The 11,684-nt window shown below is 45.5% G+C and carries 8 protein-coding genes; 1 reads left to right on the top strand and 7 read right to left on the bottom strand.

Going from position 1 to position 11,684, the window contains the following annotated elements:
• Positions 1–36: 36 nt before the first annotated feature.
• The 3 genes from NSQ50_RS13480 to NSQ50_RS13470 all read right to left on the bottom strand — a co-directional run bounded on the left by NSQ50_RS13480 (position 37) and on the right by NSQ50_RS13470 (position 3,391).
• Entirely contained in the window at positions 37–903 is an 867-nt protein-coding gene (locus tag NSQ50_RS13480) for a transglutaminase family protein (RefSeq protein WP_036686503.1), read from the bottom strand.
• Entirely contained in the window at positions 900–1,853 is a 954-nt protein-coding gene (locus NSQ50_RS13475; protein ID WP_036686637.1) for an alpha-E domain-containing protein, read from the bottom strand. The genes NSQ50_RS13480 and NSQ50_RS13475 overlap by 4 nt, the downstream gene beginning before the upstream one ends.
• A gap of 74 nt (positions 1,854–1,927) precedes the next feature.
• Entirely contained in the window at positions 1,928–3,391 is a 1,464-nt protein-coding gene (locus NSQ50_RS13470; protein ID WP_036686502.1) for a circularly permuted type 2 ATP-grasp protein, read from the bottom strand.
• Positions 3,392–3,745: 354 nt separating this feature from the next.
• Here NSQ50_RS13470 and NSQ50_RS13465 point away from each other — a divergent pair, with 354 nt between their 5' ends.
• Positions 3,746–4,624, top strand: a complete 879-nt coding sequence (locus NSQ50_RS13465) for a DUF1835 domain-containing protein (protein WP_076141473.1) — start codon at positions 3,746–3,748, stop codon at positions 4,622–4,624.
• A gap of 125 nt (positions 4,625–4,749) precedes the next feature.
• Here the strand turns inward: NSQ50_RS13465 and ftsY are convergent, their stop codons facing one another.
• From ftsY to fabF, 4 genes are all read right to left on the bottom strand, one after another.
• Entirely contained in the window at positions 4,750–5,757 is a 1,008-nt protein-coding gene (ftsY, locus tag NSQ50_RS13460; RefSeq protein WP_036686498.1) for a signal recognition particle-docking protein FtsY, read from the bottom strand.
• 36 nt (positions 5,758–5,793) lie between these two features.
• Complete coding sequence (gene smc / locus NSQ50_RS13455; protein WP_036686496.1) at positions 5,794–9,363, bottom strand: chromosome segregation protein SMC; 3,570 nt, start codon at positions 9,361–9,363, stop codon at positions 5,794–5,796.
• Between the two features lie 273 nt (positions 9,364–9,636).
• Entirely contained in the window at positions 9,637–10,341 is a 705-nt protein-coding gene (rnc, locus tag NSQ50_RS13450) for a ribonuclease III (protein WP_038570606.1), read from the bottom strand.
• A gap of 15 nt (positions 10,342–10,356) precedes the next feature.
• Positions 10,357–11,592, bottom strand: coding sequence for a beta-ketoacyl-ACP synthase II (fabF, locus tag NSQ50_RS13445; protein ID WP_076101782.1), 1,236 nt, complete (start codon positions 11,590–11,592; stop codon positions 10,357–10,359).
• Positions 11,593–11,684: the final 92 nt, after the last annotated feature.

Genomic DNA, 11,684 nt, shown 5'->3' with positions numbered 1-11,684 from the left:
TCGATGTTCGATGTTCGATGTTTCGATTATTTCAATTCAATTGTCCAGCTTGCGTACGTCCACTTTTACAGTCAGTGTGCCTGCTCCGCCGCGATATACCCCTTTTACAGGTACTATATCTTTATAATCCCGTCCATGACCCAGCTTGATATAACGCCAGTTCACTTCAACATTATTCGTCGGATCAAAACCAAGCCAGCCCGTACCCGGAATATGGGTCTCCACCCAAGCATGTGAAGCCTGCTCGAAATTGGCATTGCTGCTCTGTAGATCACCGACAAAATGATATCCACTAACATATCTGGAAGGCAGACCCACACTGCGGCAGACAGCGATCATAAGATGAGCATAATCCTGACAGACACCCCGCTTGAGCTTCAGGGCTTTTTTTACCGTTGTATTTACGCTTGTTGCCTCAGGATCATAGGTGAACTGTTCATAAATCGTCGAAGATAACCTCAGAATCCATTGATACATATCTTCAGCTTCACTAAAAGGGTACTGTGAGGCGAACTCTACCAATTCAGGAGTCACCTCGGTATAACGGGTCGGCAAAATAAACTCAATGTACCGGTTCTGAAACTTCTCATCATTTAGCAGTTTAACTTGCTCTTCAAGGCTGGTTCGCGGAAGATCGGTACCTTGAGATTTATCCAGTGTTACTACAGTAGCTTTCGTATGGATTACCATTTCCGTATGTGGCTTATTAACTGAATAGGCATGCACCCGATTACCAAAGAAATCCTCATACGTTAATAGATTAGCTGCCGGATATACTTCAACCTCGTGGTGATAACAGGATTGCCGATAGTTGGTGCGAGGGGTGAGTCTGATTTCATTGACACTGTCCGTAACCGGCTCTGGATAACTGTATGTGGTGGTGTGATTGATTTGAATCTTCATACAGATACTCCTTCTCGCCGAAAAAAGGCGCCCTCCATCGTTTTGCCCAGTCTCTGGCAAGATATTACGAGTGATTGCAGTACATCTTCCACCAGCTCACCGGACATTTCTTCTTTTTCCATATAATCCAGCTCTGCCTTCAGCTTTCCTGCTTGACGGATGACCTTCTCATGACCTGAGCCTTTTTCTGAGGAATCCAGTTCAAGTCTAGCTAAATGTTCTTCCAGCTGGTGAAAAGAAAAGCGGATCGAACGTGGAAATTTGGGATTCGCGATCAAAAAATCTAAAATGCTCTCCGGTGACATGGCATCTGCATAATAACGGCGAAACGCCTGATACCCACTTACGGATTTCAGCACAGCCTGTAACTGAATATAGATTGCATTAAGCTCTTTGAAACGGCAAGAGGCTATAACTGCCTGCAAAATACGCGTCGTATTCTCGGCCCGTTCCAAAAAACGGCCGCTCTCTATAAAGTGCCATTCATTCCCTCTAAGCATTACGGATTGTTCTGCTCCTAGAAACATAGCTGCACGTTCCTTCACCTGCTGGTAGAAATGATGTGGACCACTCATAATATCAGCAACTGACCGCTCACCAAGCCATAGATTAAAGCTGTTGACGACATCCCATAGCTCACTTGGAAGATGCTGGCGCAGTGTGCGAAGATTATTTCTGGCATGATGTACGCAAGAGAATAATGAATTCGAATTGCCTAAATCAAGTGTAATAAAGGATAACACGTCCTGTTCAGAAAAGGTTTCGAACTGCTGTAAATATTCACTTCGAACCCCTAATGCATCGATAAGCCTCGACCATTTATGTCCTTCTTCCTGAAAATCCTCTTCCTGCTGGATATGATAATGTACATTGATTAGCCGCGCATGATTCTCTGCCCTTTCAATATATCGGCCGATCCAGAATAAAGCCTCCGCATTTCGATTCAGCATCTTTAGCCACTCCTTTATCCTCCAAATTGATGCTGCATATTTTTGATTCACAATCAGGCTTACAAGATAATAGATCAAGCCATAACCCAAGTATCCTTTACGCCACCACCTTGCGAGGAATTCACAACTAGTGAACCTTCTTTCATAGCCACTCGTGTTAATCCGCCAGGTATGACATGCGGCTTCCGGTCTGCACCCATTAATACAAAAGCCCTAAGGTCGATATGCCGGGGTGCCATAGTGCCTCCCGACAATACAGGTGCTCTAGACAAGGACATAATTGGCTGTGCCACATAACGATCTGGATCAGCAATAATTTTCATTCGGAACTCGGCTAATTCTTCTTTGGTTGCCTCGCTTCCGATCAACATCCCATATCCACCGGATAATGAGGTTTCCTTAACAACCATTTCGGATAGGTTCTCAAGAACATACAGGCGTTCATCGGGTCTGGACAACAAATACGTCGGCACATTGCCAAGGATCGGCTCTTCATTCAGATAATAACGAATCATATCCGGTACATAGACATACATCGCTTTATCATCTGCAACGCCGGTTCCCGGAGCATTAGCAATCGCTATGTTGCCTGCCCTATAAGCATTCATAAGTCCTGCTACACCCAGTAAAGAATCAGGTTGAAAGGCTAGCGGGTCAATGTAATCATCGTCCAACCGACGATACAGCACATCCACTCGACGTAGTCCGTTCATTTCTTTCAGATATATTTTGTGATCCTTTGTTACCAAATCTCGTCCTTCGACCAAATGTATACCCATCTGCTGTGCCAAAAAAGCATGTTCATAATATGCAGAATTGTATTCTCCAGGCGTTAGGAGTGCTATAACCGGATCTGACCTCCTTGATGGAGATAGACTACGAAGCACGGATAAGAAGCGATTTAAGCTATGATCTACATCTCGGATGGAGCTGGCAAAGGACAATTCAGGAAACAATTGATTCATAAGTGTTCTGCCTTTAAAAAGATAGGAAAAGCCGGAGGGTGTTCGCAGGTTGTCTTCAAGTACATAATAATGCCCATCGTGATGGCGGATCAGATCGATTCCTGAGGTGGTGATGTAAGCTCCACCGGGCACTCGCAGACCTGACATTTCTGGCCGGAAGTAACAGTTGGAAATAATCATACGCCTAGGGACGATGCCATCTTTAACAATGTATTGCTCATGGTAGATGTCATGAATGAACAAATTCAAAGCTGTGATACGCTGAATTATTCCAGCTTCTAGCCTCTCCCACTCATTCTTAGGGATTATACGTGGAATCATATCGAAGGGGATCGTTCGCTCCATAGGATGATCTTGAGCTGGATTGTAAAGCGTAAAGGTAATTCCTTCTTCCATCATCCTACGCTGCATTAAATTTTGCTTCCCTTGCAGCTCTTCGGAGCTCATTCCGGAAAACATGCGGTTCACATGTCTGTAGTGCGGCCGGACATTCCTCTTATCAGCATACATTTCATCGAAAAAATGCTGTAATGGATACGGAGACAGACCTGGCAGAGGATCTAATTTGGACATGAGCCCGACTCCTTTCGATAGATGTAATCTTTGTTAACAACTTATACTTTCATTTCAGAAAACATCCATGAAAATATTGGTTTATATTCTCATAATACGTAAATCTACTTGTTCATGTCAACATATATAACAGAGAAATGTGATTCCAGAGGTATTTGTATTTTTTGGAATCGCTTCCTTTCTCTCTTATATAGGTTGCCGGAGATGAAATGTACATTCATCATTGAATTGTATGCAGGAAGTGTGACAAGCATTACTATTATGAATTTTTCATATAATGTATTTTTTATATAGTTGCCTGAGGATGTGGATTCATTGAGTATGGTATAATTTGTTGCGATGGGAGAGTGACCTATGGAGCACAAATATACTATGTCAATTGAGCAGGAAGAGCTTAGGCGGAATCACATTTATCTGTTATTTGGTCTATCGGAAGCGGGGTCAATGAAGGTAGCCCTTAGTCATTTGGGTTATCGCCATTTAATACGAGTACTTTCATTTAATGAGACATTCTCTGCTGGACCGTTGCGTGAATTACATAATAATGAAGGATATCATACCCGTGAGTTATGGTTTCAGGAACGATTTCCGGATCATGGTTATCATCTCAATCCCCAGCACAAACTGGAAGCCGTGATACAGACCTTAAAAGAAATTCCCGAGGACAAAAAAATCACTATTTGGTGCGGAGACAACTCCCATGATCAGACAGGTTTACGATTTGCGCTTTCTATTCTTAATGAGAGGACGCAACCTATTCATGTTATTGATCCCGTCAAGGCTTATAGGGAGATTGCCGCTCCATTTGAAACCGGCTTATATCCCAGAGCACTTAGTCAGCTCCCAAACGAAGCTGTGCAAAAAATTATAAAAATTACCGAAAACACATCCCCTGTCACCTCCGCTCAAAGAAAACAGTATGAACTAGAATGGCAAAAAATAAGCAACACCGAGGATATGCTTAGAGTTTGGGTTGATGGCCAGCTTATGAATGTTCCCGAGAGTTACTATGACGAAGAAATTCTTTCTTTAATTCTGCAACTTCAACAGTGTGAGGAAAGAGAAGGCTACGTAAATGCAGGTCTGATTGTAGGCGCAATTATAGGGCAATGGAATTTGTATATCAGTACCTCATTCATAGAATATCGCTTCTGGAGGCTAGTTAGTGAGGGAAAGCTGTTATTTAAAGGGATCCCTTACGCGATGCATTTATACTTTCTAAGAGTCGCTTAGCAGTTGCTACAAAATGACGGACAAACCCTTTATAAAAAAGAAAAGGAATGCCCTCCTAAACTAAATATAGCTTCGAGGGCATTCCTTGTAAATATGACTTCTTTATGATTATATTGTGCTGTTGATTACACTTGCTCTTCCGATTCTTCTGACTCTTCTTCCTCGGCAATTAATCCAGCAAAAAGAGCATGTACGAACTGCTGCGAATCAAATGGCTGCAGGTCTTCCATTTTTTCTCCAAGACCTACAAACTTCACCGGCAAATTCATTTCCTGACGAATCGCTACAACGATTCCGCCTTTAGCCGTACCGTCCAGCTTCGTCAAGACCAAGCCAGTGACGCCACTCTTTTCACCAAATAACTTGGCTTGTGTAAGTGCATTTTGACCTGTCGTAGCATCTAGCACCATCAGTACCTCATGTGGAGCACTTGGGATTTCTCTTTGAATAACGCGGAAGATTTTGTTGAGCTCTTCCATCAGATTGCTTTTATTCTGCAGTCTGCCAGCAGTATCGCAGATTAAGATATCCACATTGCGCTGTTTAGCCGCTTGCACCGCATCGTACATTACAGCCGCCGGGTCAGAGCCTGCTTGTTGTTTAATGACATCTACGCCTGCGCGTTGGCCCCAAACCTCAAGCTGCTCAATCGCTCCGGCACGGAACGTATCCCCTGCAGCCAAAAGAACTTTTTTACCTTCTTGTTTGTAACGATGAGCCAGCTTGCCGATGGTAGTCGTCTTGCCCACGCCATTAACCCCAACGAACAAAATAACTGTAATTCCATTCGGATTTTCCTTCAGGCTGTTATCATCATCTCCGCGCAGCAGCTCCATAAGCTTACGGGACAAAATCGGCTTCAGCTCGGCAGCATCTTCAATCCGATTTTGCTTCACTTCGGCACGCAAATCCTCGACAAGGGTCATAACAGTGTTTACACCCACGTCTGCACCAATTAAAATCTCTTCCAGCTCTTCGTAGAACTCTTCATCTATCTTTTTGCGGCGGATGATAAGGTCGGAGACCTTCTCTACAAAACCTTTACGGGTTTTCTCTAATCCGTCGCGGAATTGTTTCGTTACACTCTCCGTTTTGCCGGAAATGCTTTCTTTTAATTTTCTAAAAAAGCTCATTTGGTTCCTCCTAAAAGTTTCTCTTCTTTGATGAATTTAAGCAATCTCAGCTTCTTCATCCTCTAAACGTACTGAGACGAGCTTGGAGACGCCGCCCTCTTCCATCGTTACTCCGTATAACACGTCCGCCTCTTCCATCGTTCCTTTGCGGTGGGTAACGACGATGAACTGAGTTTGTTCAGAGAACTCGCGTAAGTACTGTGCAAAACGAACAACGTTTGCTTCGTCGAGTGCAGCCTCAACCTCATCCAATACGCAGAACGGAACTGGCTTCACTTGCAGGATAGCAAACAATAACGCCATCGCAGTTAGAGCGCGTTCGCCGCCGGATAAGAGCTGCAGATTTTGCAATTTTTTACCCGGTGGTTGGGCTACGATATCTATACCTGTTTCCAGCATATGTTCCGGATCCAGCAGCATAAGATCAGCTCGCCCGCCTCCGAACAGCTTTGAGAACACGGTCCCGAACTGTTTACGGATCGCATCAAAGGTCTGTTTGAAACGCTTGGACATTTCATCTTCCATCTCACGGATTACCTGATACAGAGTAGTCTTAGCTTCGACTAGATCATCTTTTTGTCCACTGAGGAACGTATACCGTTCATGGACCCGCTGATATTCTTCGATCGCCCCTAAGTTAACCTCACCTAGCGCAGAAATACTGCGTTTCAAACGTTGTACATCGGCTTGTGCGGCAGGTACATCTTCAGGCACCGGATATCTCTGTTTCGCTAATTCATAACTTAGCTCGTAGTCATCACTCAGCTTGCGTAGAATATTATCCAGCTCCACATCGAGTCGACCAACAGAAACTTCAGTGGCACGCAGCTTGTCCTCGACTACTTTAAGGGCCTGACGTTGATCTTTAGTCTTGCCTTCCTCAAGTTCCAGCTTACGGGTTAACGCTGTACGCTCAGCCCGGGCAAAATCCAAAGTTCCAGTCGTCTCTTCCTTCTTCAACCGGTAACTGTTCAAATCTTCCTTCTGCTTCACAGCTTCCAAAGCATTGTTAGCCAGATCTTGTTCTATCGTATGTAACAGATTTCGATTCTGGCGCAGCTCCTTGTCCTGTGAACCCACATCTTGTCTAAGGCGACGTAACTGCTCCTCCAGGGAGAATATCTCCTGATCAAGCTTGCCTTCCGAGACTTTCATACTGGTCAACTTGCCTTGCAGCTCTTCCTTAGCTGATTCATTCGCTTTACGCGCAGATTCAGCGTTACGGATACCCTCATGGGCTTCCTTTTCTTCCTTTTCAAGGCGTTCAAGCTCAGCAGTGGCTTGTTTCCGCGTCTCTTCAAGCGCACGTACTTCACTCTCAAAGCCGCTGCGTTCCGCACCTGTGCTCTCCACTTGCTCCTGCACATGCCGAAGCTCATGCTCGAGCTGCTTCAAATCACCGGAGACTCTTTGCTCTTCCAGTCTCTTCTCGTCACCATCACGGCGCAGGTCCTCCAGCTTCACGCTAGCGTTCTCCTGCTCCTCACGAAGTCTGGCAATGCCTTGCTTCAGCTTCACTATTTGACGTTCGCTTTCTTCAATTTCACTGCTTAATTGATCCAGCTGACGTTTGCGGCTAAGCAAGCTATTGTTCTTCTTATGCTGGCTACCCCCGGTCATCGAACCGCCGGCATTAACTACATCGCCTTCCAGTGTAACTACCCGATAACGATATTGGCATCTAGCGGCAATGCGGTTCGCTTGCTCCAAGCTCTCCGCAATAACCACATTGCCGAGCAAACTGCCGATAATGCTAGTATATTTATCATCGTAACCAACGAGTTCGGAACCAATTCCAACAAATCCGTCAGCATCACCCACCATACCACGGTCACTGCCAGAAATCTGGCGCGGCCGGATAACATCTAGCGGAAGAAAGGTAGCTCGTCCCAGCTGACGTTGCTTTAGAAATGATATCGCTTGGCGGGACACAGTCTCATTATCCATGACCACATGCTGAAGTGATGCACCTAGAGCAGTCTCAATCGCCATTTCCAGCTTCTCCGGAACGGAGATCAGCTCTGCAACCGCACCATGCACTCCGTTGAGCTGTCCTTTCCGGGCGCCCTTGAGCACTTCTTTAACCCCAAGCATGAAGCCATCGAAATCATCCTGCATCTCTTTCATGGTCTCATGACGAGAGACTTGCGCTTCCCGCTTCTGTTCCCACTTCCGAAGACCGGACTGTGTTTCTTCAATCAGCTTCTGACGTTTACTGAGCTGTTCACTTTCAGTGATGTAAGCCCCGCGAAGATTGCTAAGTTCCTTCCCTAGCTGGGCAATCTTGTCCTTCAGCCCTTTCTGGTTGGCAGACAACTCTTCATGCCGGGCTGTCCATTTGCCGCTTTCTTCTTCACTGCGGCTCATACGACGTTCCAGATTCTCCTTCTGTTGATCCGCGTAACGAATTTCGTTACGTGCATTCGCCATAAGGTTCATTAACTCCAAAAGAGCACTTTTGAGCTTTTCTTCCTGGCTCTGGCTAATCCCGTCTGCCACACCTTCAAGCCTTGTCTCTTCATCTTCGATCTGTTTCCGAAGATCCACAAGCTTAAGCCGCGATTGTTCAAGCTTAAGCTCCAGATCCACGACTTCACGCTGACGATCTGCAGAACGCTCGCCAACCGAACCTAACGTGAGCATTAACTGCTCACGATTGCTTTCCAGATTTCGCTTGCGTTCCCTCAGCACTTCACCGTAACCTTCGCTCTTCTCAAATGCTTCGCTATAACGCAGCAATTGCTCTTGCTGCTTCTCGATCTGTGCTTCGAGTGTGCGCAGTTCAGAGCGTCCGCTCTCCAGCTTGGCATCATGAGCCGAAACAACGGTAGACAGCTCCAGCTGCTCGTCCTTCAACGTTTCAAGCTTTGCGTTACCTTCCTGCCAAGCGGTATGAATGCCTTCAATCTGGTGTACGTATACTGAAATTTCCTGATGTTTTAATTGTTCGCGAAGTTCCTTAAAGCGGATAGCTTTCTCGGACTGATCCTTAAGTGGCCCAATCTGATCCTCAAGCTCACTGATCAAATCATGAATACGAAGCAGGTTCTGCTCGGTATCATCCAGCTTTCGACTTGCGTCTTTCTTGCGCGATTTATATTTTACAATACCTGATGCTTCTTCAAAGATGCCTCGCCGATCTTCGGAACGAGTACTTAGAATTTCTTCAATCCTACCCTGCCCGATAATCGAATAGGCTTCACGTCCGATACCGGTATCCATAAACAGCTCTGTGATATCCTTCAGACGGCAGGATTGCTTATTAATTAAATATTCACTATCTCCACTGCGATGAACTCTCCGAGTCACTGTAACTTCGCTAAAATCCAGCGGAAGTGTGTGATCTTCATTATCAAGCGTAAGTGATACTTCGCCATAATTCACGGCTTTACGCGCATCACTTCCAGCAAAAATGATATCCTCCATCTTGCCGCCACGCAGTGATTTAGCACTCTGTTCGCCGAGTACCCAGCGTATGCCGTCAGAAATATTGCTTTTGCCGCTTCCGTTCGGGCCAACTACAGCCGTTATACCGCGCACAAACTCCATTTCTGTTTTGTCGGCAAATGATTTAAAACCAGCTAATTCTATCCGTTTCAAAAACATACTTGCCAATCACCTCTGACCCATTATACCATAGCGTTTGTACCCTAAAAAACCATTAAGATGCAGCTTATTCTATCCTTCAAGCATAAACGCTTTCGCTTAACTTCCCTATAAGGACGGCAAGTGTCTAAGCGAGAAATAGAAGGCTACTTTATAACGTGGACATATAAGTTCTTATATTGTCGAAAAAGAGCAGCAACGGTCTGAGCTCCGCCTAAACGCCGGTATTCAGACCTTTGCTGCTCTCCTCCGCTTGTCCCCTTGATGCAAAACTCAGGCACCGTCCTCTTTCAGATGCAAGAGTGCAGCTGCCGCTGCCTGCTGCTCTGCTTCCTTCTTGGACCGGCCGCTTCCTTTACCAAGTGAACGGTTAGCCATATACACCTCTGAGACGAATTCACGCTCATGTGCGGGTCCCCGTTCTTCTATAATTCGATATTCCAATGTACCCATATTGTGCTGCTGAATTAGCTCTTGCAGTTCCGTCTTATAATCGGTCATCTGCATTTGCAATTTCCCATCCGTTTCCACCAGAGGAAATACGTGATTATCAAGAAAACTTCGCACCGTTTCCAGTCCTTGGTCGAGATAAAGCGCTCCCACGAAGGATTCGAATACATCAGCCAGCAGGGCCGGGCGAGTACGTCCGCCCGTAAGTTCTTCCCCTTTGCCCAACAGTACATAACGGCCAAAACCTAAACTCTCCGCAAATTTGACCAGTGAAGGCTCGCATACAATAGCGGCCCGCAGCTTGGTCAACTCTCCCTCAGGTCGGTCTGGCAATAGATTGTACAAATATTCAGAAACCGTTAACTCCAGAACTGCATCCCCAAGAAATTCGAGACGCTCATTGTCCTGATGCTGATTGAAACGGTGTTCATTCACATAGGATGCATGGGTAAAGGCCTGCTTCAGAAGCACAGAATCGTGAAATTGGATTTGAAGTTGCTGTTGTAACTGCTTCAGTTCTCCTTTCACCGCACTGTCCCCTTACTAATTATATTTTTTTAGAATAACTGTTGCGTTATGTCCCCCGAAGCCGAACGAATTCGACATTACAATATCAAGATCAGCTTTACGTGGCACATTTGGTACATAATCCAGATCACATTCCGGGTCTTGGTTGTCCAAATTAATCGTTGGCGCAATCATCCCTTTTTGCAAGGAAAGGCCACAAATAATAGCTTCTACTCCACCAGCGGCACCCAGAAGGTGACCTGTCATGGATTTCGTTGAACTGATTGCCACTTTATATGCATGATCACCCAATGCTTTCTTAACAGCAGCAGTTTCTGATCTATCTCCTACAGGCGTTGAAGTACCATGAGCATTGATATAATCAATATCTTCAGGAGAGATACCAGCATCCCGGATTGCCATCTTCATGCAGCGAGCTGCACCATCTGGATCAGGCTCAGTCATATGATGAGCATCTGCGCTTAGACCATAACCGATAACCTCAGCATAGATCTTCGCTCCGCGCTTTTCAGCATGTTCGAGTGATTCCAGAATAAGAATCCCGGCGCCTTCACCCATAACAAAACCATCGCGATCCACATCAAACGGACGACTTGCCTTCTCAGGCTCATCATTGCGAGTGGACATTGCTCTCATTGCACAAAAACCAGCCATACCTGTTGGACGAATGGTCGCTTCGGAACCACCGCAGATCATTGCATCTGCGTCTCCACGTTGAATCAAGCGGAAGGATTCCCCAATGGAGTGACTTCCTGTAGCACAAGCAGTTACTGTCGTCGTATTAGGACCCTTTGCTCCAAGGTTAATGGACAACTGTCCAGAACCCATGTTAGCGATCATCATCGGAATGAAGAACGGACTAACCCGCTTCGGTCCTTTTTCAAGCAACAAGTTATGATTGTCTTCCCAAGTTCCAAGACCACCAATACCTGATCCTACAGATACACCTATTCTTTCGGCATCAATATCTTCACCGATCTTAAGTCCGCTATCTCGCAACGCATCCTCACCGGCAGCCACTGCAAATTGTACAAAACGGTCCATTTTGCGGGCTTCCTTACGACCAAAAAGTGCCTCTGGATCAAAATCTTTAACAGAGGATGCTATTTGCGTAGTATACTCACTGACATCAAAGGTCTCAACCTGTGATACACCGGATTTGCCGCTCATAAGATTATCCCAGAACGTCTCCAAATCTTTGCCCAATGATGTAACTACGCCCATCCCGGTAACAACCACTCTATGACTCAAACACAATCACCCCATCTATAGGTTGTATACATTATATTCAGAACTTATATACTTTCTGTTGCTACTATATGAACAGCGATAACCGCATCAAT

The sequence above is a fragment of the Paenibacillus sp. FSL R10-2788 genome, from assembly GCF_038003885.1.
Taxonomy (GTDB): Bacteria; Bacillota; Bacilli; order Paenibacillales; family Paenibacillaceae; genus Paenibacillus_AQ; species Paenibacillus_AQ odorifer.
The sequence above is the reverse complement of the archived record's forward strand: the minus strand, read 5'-3'. Positions and strand labels throughout refer to the sequence as shown.

Coding starts and splice junctions, on each gene's coding strand:
- NSQ50_RS13480 (WP_036686503.1), bottom strand. CDS start 903: ATGAAGATTCAAATCAATCACACCACCACATACAGTTATCCAGAGCCG.
- NSQ50_RS13475 (WP_036686637.1), bottom strand. CDS start 1,853: ATGCTGAATCGAAATGCGGAGGCTTTATTCTGGATCGGCCGATATATT.
- NSQ50_RS13470 (WP_036686502.1), bottom strand. CDS start 3,391: ATGTCCAAATTAGATCCTCTGCCAGGTCTGTCTCCGTATCCATTACAG.
- NSQ50_RS13465 (WP_076141473.1), top strand. CDS start 3,746: ATGGAGCACAAATATACTATGTCAATTGAGCAGGAAGAGCTTAGGCGG.
- ftsY (WP_036686498.1), bottom strand. CDS start 5,757: ATGAGCTTTTTTAGAAAATTAAAAGAAAGCATTTCCGGCAAAACGGAG.
- smc (WP_036686496.1), bottom strand. CDS start 9,363: ATGTTTTTGAAACGGATAGAATTAGCTGGTTTTAAATCATTTGCCGAC.